This window comes from Bremerella volcania, assembly GCF_007748115.1.
Lineage (GTDB): Bacteria > Planctomycetota > Planctomycetia > Pirellulales > Pirellulaceae > Bremerella > Bremerella volcania.
The window spans coordinates 4,404,887-4,421,959 of the sequence record NZ_CP036289.1 but is presented as its reverse complement, the minus strand read 5'-3'; the positions used below and the strand labels follow the sequence as shown (position 1 = coordinate 4,421,959).

The following is a 17,073-nucleotide window of genomic DNA, read 5'->3' as shown; positions in this document are numbered from 1 at the left end:
CCGAGTATGTGCGAGTGAATTCGCAGCGATTGATGAATTAGTTTTCCAGTGTAATTGGCGTTCCCGTGGTGGCTACCCATTTCAACGTGAATAGTCCCCCCAGCACGAGCCAGGCGGATATTGTTGCGGGAATCGCGTAGGGAATCAGCCGCCGATCAGCCAGCGTTTGATGCTTTTTTACATCATTTGCTTGCGCGGAACCGGCGAACAGACTCCATATAAACACGACAGCCAAGCTAATCGCTGCGATCAGCCCGCTGCCGATAAAAATGATCAGGATGGCTTTCCAACCCACCCAGGCCCCGAGCGCCCCCATGAATTTGACATCGCCGCCAGCTCCGCCTCCGATGGCGAACAGGACGAACAAGATGCCAAATCCCACACCAAAACCGGCCAGCGAAAACAGCAGGCCGCCGATGGCCCCTTGCTCGGAAAGTGCTCCGGCCACGGTATGAAAGATCACACCGAGAGCGAAAGCACTGACCGTCAGCCAATTCGGCAATTTGCGGGTCTTCATGTCCCACGCAGCACCGGTGGCGGTGTACGCAGCGACAAACAGCAAAATGATGAGTTGTGGAATCATGGTCGTGGGGTGCTCGAAAAACAACATTCGGACGTTTCACACGCCTTAAGTCAGGCTGTGTTCGACGCTAAATCTCCGTGATGCTAATCTCTTAAGGGTCCAACACAGGCTGACCTAAGGAATGGCGGTAAATTCCAAAGGTCAAAAAATGGTGCGAGTTTAGGCGACCAGGCTGGCTTATGGATCCAGCCTGGTTCGCCCTTAGCTCGCGTCGTCGTTTCAGGCGTGCACGAAGTGTCACGCGAAAACAACCAATTCAGCTAAAGCAGATGGCTTAGTTGCCAGTTGCCAGGCTGCCCACTGGAGCAGTCGAATTTTCGTTGACTGGACCGCCAGTGTGCTCGATGCAATTGTCATCGGAGTCGGCAGTGTCTTCGATACCATCGCAGAAGTCGGTCATATCGGTGTAGTCCGAACCAGCAACAGCAGCCGAGTGACCAACGATGGTGAAGTAGCTGTACGACTGGTTGACGTCTTGCAGAGCACCAGCAACGTCCGACAGTTCGCTCGTGACGGCGTCACGAACGGAGGCCAGACCAACGATCAGACCCAGAACGGCGATCGTGGCGACCAGGATCAATTCAGCGGAAACGACGAAACCAGCTTCGTCATTCCACAAACGCTTAATGAGGCTCATGAGCTCATTCTCCTTAGGGTAAAAAAACACACACACGAAAAAGTTTCTTCCCACTGCTGACGTGTCCCAGGTCGACCGCCTCGACCTGATAGCTGCCCATTCGTGGGAAGGTTCACTCCAAACAAAAAAGTGATTTAGTTACGGGAATTCTCCCGATGGATTGTCAACGACGCCTTCCCGCTGGTCAGGAAACGGCTGAGGAATAAACATCAGATCAGCGGGTGCCATGTTAGGCCCTGGATCGGTAAGTGTCGGATCCGGATCCTCATACTCTGCAAAGCATTCAGCATCGAATGTGCCGTCACCGTCAGTATCAATTTGAATCGAATACGAGTACGACTGATCAAGGTTGTCCAGGGCTACAGCCGCATCACCAAATTCCTGCACTATTTGGTCACGGAGGGCGACGGTACCAACAATGACGCCGATACCCAAAATGACTACTAGCAGGACGGTGGATATTACCGCGGCACTTCCTTCTCGTCGTATTCGTTGTCGATGACGCGTGAGAGATAGAATCTTGCGCTGGTTTATCATGGGCTTAGACTTTCTCCCTCATTGATCGCGGCGTCGGAGAGGGAGACGATCGTTGCCGGCGGTTGCAGCAAGAGATCCGGTCCATCACCAACGTCTGTACGGTCGTTGTAGCGGAAGTTCTGGAAAGACGAGGTTACTGATACGACAACTTCGTCATCGCTATTAAGAAAATCCCTCTGGACCGTTACTTGACTGACGGCGTTTGGGCCAATGACAACCGGTCCGTCTTCGGGATCCGTGTTGTCGCTATTGCCCACGAATATGGCGTAAGATTGATTCAACTCGCCGACCGCCGAAGCTGTGTCGCCTAGTTCCTGCACCAACGAATCCCGGAAAGCAACCAATCCAACGATCAAGCCAATCGCGGTCAAGGTTGCGATGAGAATCAACTCCATGGAGCTTACGAACCCGCGTTCGTCGTTCCAGATTTTCTTCAGCGTAGTCAACATGGTAGGACACCTATACAAAGGGAACTCCGGCGTTATCCGTCCGCGCCGGTTTGTGGATCTTTTAGTGGAGTTAACTCATGCGGGAACTTGCCTCTCCATAGGCAGAGGGCTCGGCCCACGTGCGTGAGAAACGTGTAATTCTTAACGACCGATTCGGCTTCCATTTGTTCGATTTCGACGACCAACCACTGGGCGCCACGTATGACGACCTCGCGTGGTGGTAGGACTTCTTGCGGAGCGATGGCCCACCATTCGAGCGCGTGGCCGGTGGCTAGGATGCGACGCATCGTAGGGCCGCCGGCTTCCATCTCTTTGGCTGGACGGCTGGCGTCTTCCCAGTTCTCATCCCAGTAACCTTCGGCTGACTGGCTTTTGACCAGGCGTGCGGTGGCTTCGCTCAGGTGGGCTAGTACCTTCTGGCGAGTCTCGGCCTCGCGGAAAAGCTGGGCCTGATCGTCAAACTGCAGCAGCATGGCCAACGCGTACAGGCGATGGTTGCCATAGCAAACGCCGTCGACCCATTCTTGCCGCATCAAACGATCGGTCAGCATGTCGAACGTAATATGTTCGCCATCTTGCGAAATCCATGACGTGGGCCCGGTGGCATACGAGGCCGCGACGACCGTCGTCCATTCGTATTCTTTCTGATTCAAGCGGAAGTCGAGCATCGCCGCGGTGAGCAACTGCTTGACCGTCAGCGGTTCGGCCTGGTCTTTCACGACGATCGGGTAATCCAGCGGAATGCCGATCTCGGCCAGCGTGCCTAATGTGTGGTCAACGTGGCTGGCGGAAGACTCCCCTTCCTGCGTGCGGAAGCCAGGGCCGAATTCACCGCTCAACAGCAGCGGCAAAGCATCGTCACCCCAGTGGGCGGCGTAGGCGTTTTGATCGGTCAGCATGGCAACCATTTCGGCGCCACTCAAGCAGTTGGGATCATCGAACGTGGCCTGCTGTCCCCAGCAGCGTAACGCGTGATCGACATGGTTGATCTTGGGACGTTCGTGCCGCAGTTGCGGACGCAGTTTGGTCATCGTGGCCGTCAGTTGCTCGTCGGTGATGACGTGCGGCCAGTTGTAGTTGAGCGTGACTGATCGGGGTTCGTTTCGTAGAGAAGGAATGGCACTTGGGCCTTGAGGCAAGGCATAGACGGCCGCGATGGCGATTCCACCCACAAGCAGAATCTGCGAGAGGACAAATGCCATGCCGGCTTGGGCGAAACCACCGCGTTTAGGTTGTGTATGCCGCATTACTTCCCACTCCTTCGCAAAATGAGGGAGAGGTCGTCTTCGAACGCGACTTGCCAGTTCTCGTGGCCGGCGTGGACGGTTTCCAAAAGTGCAGTCTGACTCTGCTTATCGATCACCATGGCCGCGATGGCGTATCGATCAGCTATTCCCTGCCAGATGGATTCGCCGCGGTTGAGCCTGTTGTAATCGTACTTCGCTTGCTGCGGCAGGTGAGTCATTGACGTTGTGGCGAAGACATCAGCCCGGCCCCCTTGAGGGCTTTGCAGCAGATCCCCCCAGGCCGCCGGCGCGAAGACGAGGCCATCGACCGGGTTCTCACGCAGATAACGCGTCGCCGCGACCGGCGTGGCGTCGTCGAACAGTTGGCCAATCGTCCTTGGTTGTCCACCTAAAACCGCCTGACTGAGAGGGGAAATGGCGAACGCGATCCAGCAGAGTAGTACCGCACCGAGCGAATATGCGAAGCGGAGCACGGGAGGTTTGGCTTCTGGTTGTTCTCTGGTTTCGGTCGGGACCAGGACGGGATCGGCGGCGATAGCCAGGGCTGATTGAACCCGAGGAATGAGCACCAAAACAGCCAAGGGCGCGAACCATACGACGTGGGATGCCATCGACAGCGAAAGTATGCCAAGAATCGAAATCGTGAGCACCTCGGCCACAGGGAGTGTCCCCTGATGCTTGCGTAGGATGACCCCGAGCAGAACGCTCGCGACCAGCAGGCACAGACCGGCCATGCTTATGACGTCCAGCGGTACGTGCCGCAGCGACCAAGAATCGTAGACGTCGGTCCAGAGACCGATCCCCAGCGGGGTCAGCAGGGTCGCGAGTATTGAGAGTTCAAGCGTTACCGCTGCGATTTGGAAGTTTCGATCTAGCAGTAGTTTCTTCCAGCGGAAGTTGTTTTCCAGTAGTGTCGCCGTGGAGTTACCCAGCCAGGCGATTGCCAGAAACGCGACGCCGACAAAGACCGATGCATCGAGATTCGCCCAAAGCAGAACTAGGGCTAAGGTCGCGACACTTCGTGACAGCGAGGTGCTGCCTCGCAGCGTCAATACGATCAAGCCAATCCAAAGCGGGAGCACTAGGAGCAGAGGACTGCCGAGCCCCAGCCAACTCCAGGCGAACAGGGCAAACCATAGCGCTCCCAGCCCCGTAAGCAGCGAATTTCGCGTTGCTTGCCAGAGCGTAACGCTTATCAGCACGAGGGAAGTGGTGGCCAGCAGCGTGGTTGCCCAGGAAACGGCTTCGAGCGATTGCCGGGCAATGACAGCCCAGAAAATGCTGCCCAACCAGGAGGTCTCGCGGTAACTCATTCCTTGCGAGAGGGACTGCGTGACGTCGGTCGTTGGTAGTTGCCCCTCGGAAAGAATGGCTTCACCCCGTGCTGCATACAGCCAGGTGGTATGGGAAGTGAGGGGAGTGAAACTGAGCAGCACGAACAGTAAGCACACCAACCCCACGACCGACATGTGTCGCCAGGTGAGTACGAATCGATCACTGAGCAGAGATTCCAGCTCGTATTGATCCGTATTCAGGGTTGTTTCTTGGTAGGTCGACAATGTGCCAACAGCCGTTAACGTGTGCTGAGTGGCATCCGTGCAGGAAAGGGATTCGCGAGTCCGTGCGAATCTCGATCGGTCATCAATGCGATTCAAGGGTCTCGAAAGGCCGTAGCGCGATGAACGAGGTAGCGGCCTGTGATGTCAAAATTCATGTTGCTCAAAATGTTGGGAATCGGTGCGCTGCCAACTTCCACGGTAACCTGGACGATTACTTGTTCGGGATCGTTAAAACCGACAGGTGTCGTTGGAGCCGCGACGTTTGCAGTGTCGCCCAGTGGCGTGTGGATGATCGAGCCGCCGCCACCGTCGTCGTATTCCCAAACGTCGGCGCGGACACCATTCATCGAGAGGTCTAATCCGTGAACGGAAAGGACCTCGTTAACGACATCCGTTGCGATGATCGTTGTGGTTTGTGTTCCGATCTTCTTGGCTACTTCACGAGCCGTTTCTTCGGCCGCGTGTTGCACGTTCTGCCGGATAGTGACGGTTGGGCCAAGGACGAAAAAGGAGAGAGTCGCAATCAGCAAAACCGGAAAAAGCAACAAGACCTCGAGCACCTGAATGCCGCGTCTCGTTCTTCGGTATCCGGAATATGTAATAGATTGCACCAGCACGCTCCCCCGAAACGCCTGTGGGTACTTTCCGCCAGAACTCTCGACGAGAGTTCAACTACGGAGTGAGACTAGTAATGGCTTCTGCTAATTCCAGCAATTCGTTCAGAAGAGATCCGCGAACGGTTGCCAGACCAGCGATCACGCCAATCCCGACGATGGTGAGCAAAAGCAGGTATTCCACAAATACGCTGCCTCGACAATCACCCGCCAGCTGTCGAATTTGCTTGTTAAACCAGGTCATGGTTGATCCTCTTACCATGAAGATGTGCTGCCTGCCCTAGGTCATAAAATGATTATTGGCTTTAGGAAAAGCCAGTAAATTCCTAGGAAGTTTTCCACTTGGGCAGACTAGTTCATATAGTCAATTCAAGCGGAACAGAGTTCAGTTTAAAAGCACAAAACCTTGTTTCAACTGGCTAACCCTGGTATTTTGAAAAAAATACATCGATACGATCAAATTAGTCGAGTAGGGTGTTTGGGGGATGTGTTCTGCCAATTGCCGATGAGCCGCATTCTGTTTGGCAAACCGAAGGGCGGTGATTATAGGTAGAGCTATCGTCACGACATTGGGGGGAGTTCGTACATCCATGGTGCTGTTTCGCAAATCGAAACGCCGCGCGGCCAGCTTGCTGGAGATCATCATCGGGCTTCCGATTGTTCTGATCTTACTGCTTGCGGTCGTTCAATTTGGCTTGCTGCAGAGCAATCAGCAAACGCTCAAGATGGCAAGTCGCGCGGGTGCTTTGGTAGCAGCCGAGCTAACAATCGATGGCACGGAAACTGAGCCGGACTCCACGATCGTCGCTGCGATCGATGAAGTCTTGATCCAGGGTGGCCTTCTTTCTCCCGGCGAAACGATAAAGACGGTCGGGGAAGTTCAGTTGAATTACGTCGTCTACGACTATGATAACGATGACGTTCTCGAGGACGAGATCTACTTCAGCAATGGATGCGATCCTCCTCCAGTTGATGGTTTCGTGAATTACCCTTATCCCGACTATTACTACGTCCAAGTGACGATTTGCATTCCGGCAACACGCCTGGCACCCAACGCGATGGCTTGTTTTGGCGTTGATTTTTCTGGACGCGACGCGATCATGACGAGCCTTTTTCGTCACGAGTTGTCTCCCCTCAGCCCCGTTCCTTAAAGCGTAAGATTGTCCATGCACTGGATAGGTAGATCGATCGTTCTACTTGCGTTGCTGGTCATCGCCGCGGCGATTTTCTGGCCAGATGCATGGCGCGCCGGCAGTGGCAATGCTGCGAGCAAGCCTGCGGCAAACGGGGATCCAGGCCCGCAAACGCCCGCAGGACTCGCCTCGGACAGCCAAACGATTACGGACGACGATAATCCTCACGTATCGGACATGCAGAATCCGCTCACCAGGGCCATCGATGGCATGCTGGCCTCGCATGGTGAAGTGTTTAAAGATTCGGAAAGCGGCCTACGAGACCAGGTCGAACAAGCCGATCGACGCTTAACCGGAATCAAGTCGGAAATTCGCAGTGCGCTGCGAAACGCCAACCGTCAGGTTCGTGTGCCCGGTCAGAACTCTCCGCTCGTGATGATGGTGGTTTTGGAGGGGGTAGCCAAGGATGAGCTTGGTTTTTATGGCCAGCCTGGCAAGACTCCCCTGCTGGAAGCCTTGGCTGAAAAGGGCACGGTTTTCGAGTCATGCTATGCAGGCCCATCGGTCGACATCGCCAGATTCATGCTGATGACTGGATCGGGCTATAGCAAAGGGAAAGCCCGAAACAATCGCATTGCCGAAATGATGTGGAATTCTGGCTATCGGGCACTACTTGTTGATGGCACGAATTGGATCTCGGAGTTCGAGCGTCACTATTACGATGAGGATGTTTCGGCGGAAGGGGACGAGGAGACAGGGCTTCCCACCAAATTGATTTTCAATGGTGCCGAAGCGAAAATCGTGGCCAATCAGAATGAAAACTCGGACGACGACATTTCCACGACGGCGCTCCTCGTGGGACAGTCGCGTGAACTACTGCTGAATCGACCGTCGAATCGACCGACTTACATCGAGTATCATTTTGCCGTTACGACAGATGATCCCGAGGTGCGTGCAGCTCAGATCGCCGAGATCGATCAAGCGATCGGCCGGATGTTTCACGCCATGCATATCGTGCGTAGTGGACGTTCGATGGTCATGGTCGTCGCTGGCTTGCCCACTGCGGGCCAGCCGCAGAACGACGGGATCTTGAGCGAGAGCAATCTGCAAGTTCCGCTGATGATTTACCGTTCCCACAATAAGAATGTCGCCCGGATCGATGAGCCATGTGGCCTGTTGGATGTGCTTCCGACGTTGGCCGGAGTGATCACAAGTAGTCGAGTTCCCGGTCATAACGGGATATCGCTTGAATCTTGGATGGATGGCAAGCCGATATCGAGTCGCCGTTTTCGTTGGACCAACCCCAGTGATGAAGATCAGTTTGCAATCCGACAAGGTCCGTGGAAAGCAGTCTTCGGGTCTTCCGATCAACTCTTTTTTCTGCCAGACGATCCACGGGAAAAGAATAACGTGGCTGCTCAGCATCCCCAGGTGCTTCACGGATTGTCAGGCAGTGGTCCGAATCGAACCAAGATGAACTTCTAGAGCACCCTCTCCATGACGCAACTCCATCGACGATTCGACTTCCTGAGCAAACGGGCCCGGCGTGGTGTCTCGCTGCTGTGGATTATCATTGCCTTTCCTGCGTTGGTTTTGTTCTTGGTGTTTGCCGTCGAGATTGGCAACATCTGGCTTGCTCGGATCGAACTGGAGCAGAGTCTCGAAGCAAATGCATTAGCGGCTGTCAAGCAATGGGCGGAATCGGGTGGTGGAGATACGCTTGCTGCTCGTGAAGTGGGAAATGCATTCTCGATCGCCAATCCAGTCAGAGGGCAGGATGTCGATCTGACCGATATGACGCTGAATACAGCGTTTACCAATGGCCCGAATCTGCTTAACTACGACGATAGCGGAATGGCGGCAAATCCCAATCAAAACCTGGTCTGCACGGATATATCGAACTACGGCAGCTATCTTCAGCCCGGCGTGATGGTCTTCGGAGCGATCATCCAGACAGAGAATCTCGCTAATCCCGCGGAAAGCGTCGTTTTCAACGCCGATGTGATTCCTAGCTGCGCCTCGCCGGGAAGTGTTTTGGTCGATGCCAATGGAAGCGGTGGCTTAAAGACGGCCAATAATCACGAATGGGGGATCTCGTTCAAAGCGATAGGAGATGCACTCGCTCAGGCAAATCTTCGAATCTACCGAATTGATATCAACGTCGATCCAGATGGCTCGCGCAACTATGAGTTTACTGGTTCCCTGGGAATCGCGGATACCGTGAACAATGACATAATCGTCGGTACAGGGATGTCCAGCGGCCTAAGTCAGAACGACAATTACCTTCAAGCGATCACGACGGCGGACATCTATTTTACAAGCCCGCCTGGAAGCCCAGAAATATTACAGATCAACTTTTCTGATCCTACATTTCCTCTAGATGCCATAAATCCGGCTATTGGATTGGTTCCAGGGGATCGCTTCCGTTTTGGTGCCGAAGTTGTCGACACGACGAATGTAAATTCGAACAGCCAAGTCAATGGTGACGAAGTTGGTGACGTCGCCGAAGTGACGGTTTACTTTTCGTACGCCGGCGCACCCGATTCCGTTGAAATGGGTACGCTGGTAGACACCATGGACAAAGGGAATAATTGTGGCGGTAATGCGTATATCTTTACCGACGCAATCAACAACGACCATGTGATTGTGCATCCCACAAACACGGTCGACTTGCCATGCCCGGATAACGCGTCCGCCGGGAGCAATGGCCAGTCTTACGTTACGATTGGAAGTTCCGGTCAGCCACATTTTTACGCCGTCCGGGCTCAAGCGACGATTGGCGTTCCAAGCGTCGTTCAGTCGATTTGCGGTTTTAATCTCGGTCCCTGGGGTGTTAGCGCGAAGGCCACGGCTTATTACGATTGCGAAACGAGTGATCCGAAGTTGATTCGGGTTGACCTATTTCAATGTGATCCTCCTCCCCCATGAATTGAGCCAGGGTTATTGAGACGACCGTTTGATAGCATGGGAATTCATGAAGTACACGCCCGCAATCTTGCTCACATTTCTCTTGGGTATCCTTGGCCTATGCGTAGGCTGTCAACAGCAAGAGACGGTCGCCGCCAGTCCCGAACGAGAGCAATCGGCCGATTCGTTGAATGCTCCGGTTGTTGCTCATCAGGTTTCCAGGTATTCCTTCACTGATGCCCAGGTCGATTCGCGTATCTTGGCGGATCTCAATTTCCTGGCTTCGGATGAACAGGAAGGACGAGGTCCTTATTCCAAAGGGCTGCAAGCATCCGCGGAGTACATCGCCGAGCAATTCGCCGATGCGGGGCTCAACACCAAGCTGATTGAAGGAAAGCCGTTCCAGGTCTTTGCGACTCGTGAGCGAGTCGACTTGGGTGAGAACAACCATCTCGCCTTTCAATCGGCCGATGGTAAGTCACGAAAGATTACCGGTGACGATTATCGGCCACTTTCTCCGAGCGTCAGTGGTGCGTTCGACCTGCCGTTGGCCTTCGCTGGTTATGGAATTAGTTCGCCACGGGATGCCTACGACGACTATGCCCAGTTCGATGGAACCGGTAAAGCGGTGATCGTGCTTCGTCACGAACCGGACCAGGCAGGCCGCACGCAGAAGTTCGCCGGTTCCGGCAATTCCAAGTTTGCCTATCTCTCGACCAAGGTAATTAATGCAATCGAGCACGGCGCGGGCGCGGTCATCCTGGTGACCGATGAGGCGGCAATCAAAAAGGAGAAGAGCCAAGGGGATAAGTTGCTTTCTTTTCAGATTCGCATGCCCAAGGACTTCCAGCCGAAAATCCCAGTCTTGCACATGAAGCGTTCGGCGGTCGATGCCCTGCTGAAAGAAGCGGGAAAGCCTTCGCTGTCGGAGTGGGAAGCCAGCGTCGATGAGAGCTTGCTGCCTAACTCCTTCGACCTGACGGGCGCTCGGGTGACTGGCGAGGTCGAGATCGAAACGTCAGAGCGGACCCAGCAAAACGTACTTGGTGTGCTGCCAGGCAAAGGGAGATTAGCGTCGGAAATTGTTGTCGTGGGGGCTCATTACGACCATCTCGGATACGGTGGTTCCGGCTCGCTGGCACCCTGGACGCGTGAAATACATAACGGTGCCGATGACAACGCCTCGGGGACGGTTGCCTTGCTGGAAACGGCCCGGCAGTGTGCTGTCTGGGATGGAGCCGACCGCCGGACGATACTATTCATCGCTTTTGGGGCGGAAGAGCAAGGACTCATTGGTAGCGAGTATTACGTCCGCCATCCGCTGTTTGCGACGGAGAACACCGTGGCGATGCTCAACTACGACATGGTCGGCCGGCTGCGAAAAGATCGCCTGACCGTCTACGGGCACAACACGGCCGAAGAGTTTGAAGCGTGGATGGACGAAGCGGCCGCCAAGCATGACGTCACCCTCAACAAAATCCCAGGCGGATATGGCCCCAGCGATCACGCTTCGTTCTATGGTCGCGGGATTCCAGTGATGCATGACTTTACCGGCTTCCACTCGCAGTATCATCGACCCAGCGACGACGTCGAACACATCAACGTGCCTGGCATTCGAAAGGTCGTCGGCATGAACATCGACATCCTACAGCACCTGGTCAAGGACAAGATCGTTCCGATCAAGAATGCCGAGGGTTCGCTTCTCGATCTTTACTTCGGCGGCATCGGTTCGGGCGGTCCGCCATCGAAAGAAGAGAACCAAGAGGGTGGGAAACGGGCCCTGGGGGTTCAAGTCGGCGACCCACAGCCCAATGGTATTCCGATCATCAAAGTGACCCCGGGAAGCGCCGCCGAAAAGGCTGGTCTCCGTGGCGGTGATATTCTTACCGGTTGGGGGGAGACGAAAATCACGTCGATCGATCAGTTGAGAACGGCTGTTCGGGCTACTCAACTCGACCAGAAGATTTCCGTGCGGATCATGCGTGCGATGCTCGAATTGGAATTGGAAGTCGAGTTTCCCAAGTAGGTTTCCATGCTTGAGCCCCGCAGGCAAAGCGATTAGGCTGATTTTTCTGGCCTCGCCTCCTTTCGTTAATCCCTCCAAGTAAAGTGAATCTCCCCATGATGCGATTGCTTTTCGCGCTATCGATGTTTTTCTGTTTGTTTGCCTCGACTGCTTGGGCGCAGGATGAGCAATATACGACTGGCCCCGACGCTGAACGAAAGGAAGGGGTACCCCAAGGGACTGTTACCAAGCACGTCTGGGATCAAAGCGAGATCTACCCGGGCACTGTCCGCGACTATTGGGTCTACGTCCCCAAGCAATACGAAAAGGGGAAGCCTGCGTGCTTGATGGTGTTTCAAGACGGGGCAGGTTTCGTCAACGAGACTGGGCACACCCGGGTACCGGTTGTCTTCGATAACCTGATTCACGCTGGTGACATGCCGGTAACCATTGGCGTCTTCATTCAGCCAGGCGTCGTGCCTCCGGCCAAACCAGGCCAGAACCCACGTAAGAATCGAAGCTTCGAATACGACACCCTCAGCGATCAGTACGTACGATTTCTGCTGGAAGAAATTCTGGCGGATGTTGGCAAGCAGTATGATATTTCGGACGATCCTAAGCACCGAGCCATTTGCGGCAACAGTTCTGGCGGCATCTGTGCGTTCACGGCAGCTTGGGAGCGGCCTGATTCGTTCGGGAAAGTGGTAAGCCACATTGGCAGTTTCACCAACATCCGCGGCGGGCACGTTTATCCGGCGGTCATTCGCAAGACCGAAATGAAGCCGATCAAGGTCTTTCTCCAAGACGGCAGCAACGACCTGGATAACTTGCACGGCAATTGGCCCCTTTCCAATCAGCAAATGGCCGCGGCACTCAAGTTTGTGGGCTACGATTACAAGTTTGTTTACGGCGAAGGCAAACACAGCGCTCGTCACGGGGGAGCGATCTTCCCAGATACCATGCGTTGGCTATGGAGCGATGTGGTATCGCAGAATTAGCTTCCTGGGTGAACTTTCTTTCGAGCGTAGTGGAGATGTTGTCGATGCGTATCCTACTTTCTATAGCATTGCTTTTCGCTGGTGCCCATTGGGCGGCCGCGCAGGACATGCCCCTGTCTGACGTTTTGATTCCTGGCGAAGACTGGGAATTGATCGCCGATGGCTACAAATTCACGGAAGGGCCAGCCGTCGACGCGGATGGGAATGTCTACTTCGTCGACGTGCCGAATCAATTGGTTCTCAAGGTCGACCATGCAACCAAGCAGGTCAGTACTTTTGCCAAAGGGCAGGGGGCAACCAGCGGCTTGATGTTCGGCCCCGATGGTCGGCTGTATGGAAGTCAAAACCGTGACCGGCGTATCGTCGCTTTCGGTGCCGACGGCAAGATGGAAGTCATCGCCGATGACTTGGGGGCCAATGATCTGGTGGTCGCGAGCAACGGGAACATCTACTGCACCGACCCTAAGGGGCACCAAGTCTGGCTCGTGCGTCCCACCGGCGAAAAAGAAGTCGTGGCAACCGATATCAAGTCCCCCAACGGGATCATCCTATGGCCGAAGGAAGGGACGTTGGTTGTGGCGGATTCGGCCGGTCAGAACTTGATTGCCTATCGAGTGGAAGAGGATGGTTCACTCCGCTACGGTGCGCCGGTTTATACCTGTCGCGTGAAAGAGAAAGACGCACCAAGTCGGGCTGATGGAATGACCGTCGATTCGGCCGGACGACTCTATGTGGCCACGGAAGTCGGCCTCCAGATGTTCGACTCCACCGCGCGTATCAGCGGAGTAATGCACAAACCGACCAATCAGTTTCTTTCCAACGTTGCGTTTGCCGGCCCCAAGCTCGATTGGCTCTACGTGACGTGCGGCAGTGGGATTTATCGCCGGCCGACGCAAGCGACTGGGGTGCGATATGGTAAAGTAAAAGCTGACTAGCTTCGCCGATCCCCTTCGTATTTGAATTGTCCATGAATCCACCGACCCCCAGCGAGCCGCAGGAAGCGGAGCAGCCGCAGACAACGACGTCGCCGCGGTGGATTGAACTTGGGTTGATCGTCCTGTTATTCTTTTTGCTGGTTGGTCCCCTCACACCGGAAGTCAACGAACCGCATTATCTTTCCAAAGCTCGGCACTACTGGAATCCTGCTTGGTGCCCGAATGATCATTTCTTGAACTCAGGCGACGCGCATGGCGTTTTCTACTGGAGCTTTGGTTGGATCACGACCTTGGTATCGTTTCCCGTCGCTGCCTGGATTGGGCGACTGATCTGTTGGGGGGCGATCGCCTTCAGTTGGCAGCGCATGATCGCGAAAATCGATCCGCGGCCTTGGATTGGCTTTTATTCGATCGCGGCCGGTGCGACTGGCATCATCTATCTACACATGGCCGGCGAATGGCTGATCGGTGGCGTTGAAGCCAAATGCTTCGCCTACGCGTTTGCTTTTTGGGGACTGGGCGACGCCTTGTCGGATCGCTGGAATCGGGCCTGGATATTGCATGGCATCGCGAGTGCGTTTCACGTATTGGTCGGCGGATGGATGGTTGTGTGCCTGATGTTTTGTTGGCTGGTTTGTCCAAAACAACGACCCCGCCTCATTTCCATTTTGCCAGGCTTGCTGGTCGGTGGGGCCATTTCGCTGATTGGCGTCATGCCGCTGCTGCTGCTCAATGGGGATGCCAGTCCGGTCGAAAGTTCCTGGGCCAGCTACTACTACGTTTACGAGCGGTTAGCACATCACCTTGTCGTGCACACCTTCGCGTGGGAGTTCAAGATACGGTTCTTTTTGGCGGCAATTGCCTGGGGGATTACGGCCTGGCTGCTTCGAGATAACGACAAGCTTCGCATCTTGAACGGAGTTGTCGCGGGCAGTGTCGTATTGATGCTCATTGGTATCATCATCGATCAGACCTTCTTTGTCGTTCTGCAAGACTGGCTCACAGGATCGAAACTACTGCGACTCTACTGGTACCGCATTGCCGACGTGATGGTGCCGTTGGCCCTGGCGATGAACGCGGTCGAATTGTGCGACAGGTACCGCCAAAATGCGCCGCGACGAACCGGCGCCGTTGTGGCTGGGCTAACGCTTCTGGTTCTGGCGGGGATGTTTTTCCGGATCGGCGATCGCTGGACGGCAGCGGCAAGCCCGGCCGACCTTAGCAGTTTGGTCACTAATCCCAAGGACTGGGAGAAGACTTGTTATTGGATTCGCGACAACACGCCAGAAGATGCGGTCTTTCTGACGCCTCGCTTGCAATCGACGTTTAAGTGGTACGCGCAGCGTGCCGAAGTCGTCACGACCAAAGATGTCCCACAGGATGACCTCAATCTTCTTCAGTGGCGAGAACGCCGCGGCGATACGCATTGGCGTAGCTTCCATAACCGGGAAACACTGAGCCTGGCAGGCCTAACTCAGGAAGATCTTCGCGAACTGTCTCGGAAGTATGCAGTCCGTTTTGTGGTTGTCGATCGGGACCTGGCTCGGAAAGATGGTATATCCGCCAACTGGACCTTTCCCCGCGTCTATCCCGCCAACGCCGATCAAGATTCCAGCTACGAAGTTTATGAGATTACCGACGAAGAAAACTAGAACGCAGCCGTGGATACGAGCGCTGCAAGAGACGCTTGGTACGTCTGAGATGACCTTTCCGAAACTGCGGCACTCGGCGCCCAATCTTTCGTATGGTCGGCATAAAGCACCGTCTTATCCCCGAGCGCGTCAGGCCGCGAATCTGATACTGATTTATCCCAACGAGCAAGGGAACTGGACGATTCCCCTGATGATTCGAGCCGAAACGGAAGGAATTCATGCCGGCGAGATCGCTCTGCCTGGGGGAAGGTGCGAGCCAGGGGAATCAGCCCAGCAAACGGCGCTGCGTGAATTTTGCGAGGAGACCGGTCATCAGGTTTCCGTGCCAGCGGTTCTAGGCGAACTTCCCCCTACAAATGTTTGGGCAAGTAATCATCAGGTGCGAACCTTTGTCGCTCTTGAACGCTCTTTGCCTGTATGGAGTCCCGATCCGTGCGAGGTTGCGGGGCTCATCTTCTTACCTCTATCACATTTGATGGATCCCAGGAATTTCGGCATGCACCAGGTTACCCGCCGCCGCGTCCAATTCTCTGCCTTGCACTTGAATGTCGATGGACATCGCGTGTGGGGTGCGACGCTGCGTATGCTGGTCGAACTGGGGGAAGCCCTCACTTCGGCCAAATAATTGCTCGCCGAATTGCCTGTCTTGATTAGGGTAGGCGCTTCAGGTTCCTACGATTCATCGAGCCCACCAGTTGGGGCCTCCCTATGTTCGCAGGCGGGCGGTCCTTTATACTAACCGGTCGGTTCTCTCTTTTGACACAAACAATGGGCTGCATGCCATGACGGTACGTGTTGGTATTCTTGGGGCCACCGGCTATACGGCTCTGGAACTACTGAAAATCTTGGTTCGCCATCCCGAGGTGGAAGTCACCGCGCTGACGACTCGCCAGGAAGATCGTCCGCACCTAAGTGCCATCCACCCACAGTTTCATAAGGTGCTTGATCTGCACCTGGAAAACTGGGGCCCGCAAGAGGTCGCCGAGCGCTGCGACTGCGTTTTCGGCTGTCTGCCGCACGCGGCGTCCGCCTCGGTCATTCCCGAGTTTTTAGAAGCTGGGTTGAAAGTAGTCGACCTGAGCGCCGACTACCGACTAAACGATCCAGCGGTCTACACCCAGTGGTACGGTGGCGATCACCCCGATGCCGAGCGCATGAAGACCACGCTGTACGGTCTGCCGGAACTCTTTCGCGAAGGAATCGCCGAAGCACAGTTGGTTGCCAACCCTGGCTGCTACCCGACCGGTGTATCGCTGGCCTTGGCACCACTGCTCAAAGGCGGATTCATCCGGCCTGATGGCATCATCGCCGATTGCAAAAGCGGAGTGAGCGGGGCAGGGCGGACGCCCAAGCTGGGTACGCTGTACCCCGAGTGTAACGAAAGCTTCTCGGCCTATGGGGTCGGTACGCATCGGCACATGCCAGAGATCGAACAAAACCTGACGGTCTATTCCGGTAAACAAGCCAGCGTCATATTCACGCCCCACCTGGTCCCCATGGATCGTGGTATTTTAAGCACATGTTACGCATTGCCGGACCAGGATGCTTCGGAGAAGGAATTGCGCTCGCTGCTGGAAGAGACCTACGCCAACGAGCCATTCGTCCGCGTGCGGAGCGATTTGCCGGCAACCAAGCATGTGTCGGGAACAAACTTCTGCGATATCACGGTTCGCCGCGTGAAGGATCGCGTGCTGACGATTTCGGCCATCGACAACCTGATCAAAGGGGCGTCGGGAGCGGCCGTTCAGAATTTCAATTTGATGTATGGTTTCGCGGAAACGACCGCACTGCTCTGATTGGTAGATGAAGGAAGATTG

17 protein-coding genes and 1 pseudogene are annotated in these 17,073 nt (G+C 55.1%); 10 read left to right on the top strand and 8 right to left on the bottom strand.

Annotation, left to right across the window (positions count from 1 at the left end; genetic code table 11):
* Nucleotides 1-37: 37 nt before the first annotated feature.
* The 8 genes from Pan97_RS17485 to Pan97_RS17450 form a co-directional block, all read right to left on the bottom strand.
* Nucleotides 38-610: an A24 family peptidase gene (locus tag Pan97_RS17485; protein ID WP_144974751.1), complete on the bottom strand. Its 573-nt coding sequence runs from the start codon at nt 608-610 to the stop codon at nt 38-40.
* Nucleotides 611-857: 247 nt separating this feature from the next.
* The gene (locus Pan97_RS17480; protein ID WP_196782137.1) at nt 858-1,220 is read right to left on the bottom strand and encodes a Flp family type IVb pilin; all 363 of its coding nucleotides are present in this window, start codon (nt 1,218-1,220) and stop codon (nt 858-860) included.
* A 138-nt stretch (nt 1,221-1,358) separates the two neighbouring features.
* Nucleotides 1,359-1,757 carry a hypothetical protein gene (locus tag Pan97_RS17475; protein ID WP_144974749.1) on the bottom strand — a complete coding sequence of 133 codons (399 nt, stop codon included), beginning with the start codon at nt 1,755-1,757 and terminating at the stop codon, nt 1,359-1,361.
* Nucleotides 1,754-2,206, bottom strand: coding sequence for a Flp family type IVb pilin (locus tag Pan97_RS17470; protein ID WP_144974747.1), 453 nt, complete (start codon nt 2,204-2,206; stop codon nt 1,754-1,756). The genes Pan97_RS17475 and Pan97_RS17470 overlap by 4 nt, the downstream gene beginning before the upstream one ends.
* Nucleotides 2,207-2,238: 32 nt before the next feature.
* Nucleotides 2,239-3,453 (bottom strand): hypothetical protein, encoded by a 1,215-nt coding sequence (locus Pan97_RS17465; protein WP_144974745.1) that lies wholly within the window; start codon nt 3,451-3,453, stop codon nt 2,239-2,241.
* Entirely contained in the window at nt 3,453-5,012 is a 1,560-nt protein-coding gene (locus Pan97_RS17460) for a hypothetical protein (protein ID WP_144974743.1), read from the bottom strand. Before Pan97_RS17460 ends, Pan97_RS17465 begins: the two co-directional genes overlap by 1 nt.
* Before the next feature lie 92 nt (nt 5,013-5,104).
* A complete protein-coding gene (locus Pan97_RS17455; protein WP_144974741.1) occupies nt 5,105-5,560 on the bottom strand; it encodes a TadE/TadG family type IV pilus assembly protein in 456 nt (151 codons plus the stop codon).
* Between the two features lie 124 nt (nt 5,561-5,684).
* On the bottom strand, nt 5,685-5,870 hold the full coding sequence (locus Pan97_RS17450) for a hypothetical protein (RefSeq protein ID WP_105356384.1): 186 nt from the start codon (nt 5,868-5,870) through the stop codon (nt 5,685-5,687).
* Nucleotides 5,871-6,216: 346 nt separating this feature from the next.
* Here Pan97_RS17450 and Pan97_RS17445 point away from each other — a divergent pair, with 346 nt between their 5' ends.
* The 10 genes and pseudogenes from Pan97_RS17445 (at nt 6,217) to argC (ending at nt 17,052) form a co-directional block, all read left to right on the top strand.
* The gene (locus Pan97_RS17445; protein WP_144974739.1) at nt 6,217-6,777 is read left to right on the top strand and encodes a TadE/TadG family type IV pilus assembly protein; all 561 of its coding nucleotides are present in this window, start codon (nt 6,217-6,219) and stop codon (nt 6,775-6,777) included.
* A 15-nt stretch (nt 6,778-6,792) separates the two neighbouring features.
* Complete coding sequence (locus tag Pan97_RS17440) at nt 6,793-8,244, top strand: sulfatase-like hydrolase/transferase (RefSeq protein ID WP_144974737.1); 1,452 nt, start codon at nt 6,793-6,795, stop codon at nt 8,242-8,244.
* Nucleotides 8,245-8,256: 12 nt separating this feature from the next.
* Nucleotides 8,257-9,687, top strand: coding sequence for a TadE/TadG family type IV pilus assembly protein (locus tag Pan97_RS17435; RefSeq protein WP_144974735.1), 1,431 nt, complete (start codon nt 8,257-8,259; stop codon nt 9,685-9,687).
* Between the two features lie 46 nt (nt 9,688-9,733).
* Complete coding sequence (locus Pan97_RS17430) at nt 9,734-11,692, top strand: M28 family peptidase (RefSeq protein ID WP_144974733.1); 1,959 nt, start codon at nt 9,734-9,736, stop codon at nt 11,690-11,692.
* Nucleotides 11,693-11,787: 95 nt separating this feature from the next.
* Nucleotides 11,788-12,669, top strand: coding sequence for an alpha/beta hydrolase (locus Pan97_RS17425; protein ID WP_391529967.1), 882 nt, complete (start codon nt 11,788-11,790; stop codon nt 12,667-12,669).
* 44 nt (nt 12,670-12,713) lie between these two features.
* Entirely contained in the window at nt 12,714-13,604 is an 891-nt protein-coding gene (locus Pan97_RS17420; RefSeq protein ID WP_165698823.1) for an SMP-30/gluconolactonase/LRE family protein, read from the top strand.
* A 32-nt stretch (nt 13,605-13,636) separates the two neighbouring features.
* Nucleotides 13,637-15,256 carry a DUF6798 domain-containing protein gene (locus Pan97_RS26320; RefSeq protein WP_165698822.1) on the top strand — a complete coding sequence of 540 codons (1,620 nt, stop codon included), beginning with the start codon at nt 13,637-13,639 and terminating at the stop codon, nt 15,254-15,256.
* Nucleotides 15,156-15,734 (top strand): annotated as a pseudogene (locus tag Pan97_RS27185) (NUDIX hydrolase); the annotation flags it as partial. The gene Pan97_RS26320 and the pseudogene Pan97_RS27185, both read left to right, overlap by 101 nt.
* 18 nt (nt 15,735-15,752) lie before the next feature.
* On the top strand, nt 15,753-15,881 hold the full coding sequence (locus Pan97_RS27055; protein WP_261342357.1) for an NUDIX hydrolase: 129 nt from the start codon (nt 15,753-15,755) through the stop codon (nt 15,879-15,881).
* Between the two features lie 148 nt (nt 15,882-16,029).
* A complete protein-coding gene (argC, locus tag Pan97_RS17410) occupies nt 16,030-17,052 on the top strand; it encodes an N-acetyl-gamma-glutamyl-phosphate reductase (protein WP_206668967.1) in 1,023 nt (340 codons plus the stop codon).
* Nucleotides 17,053-17,073 lie beyond the last annotated feature (21 nt).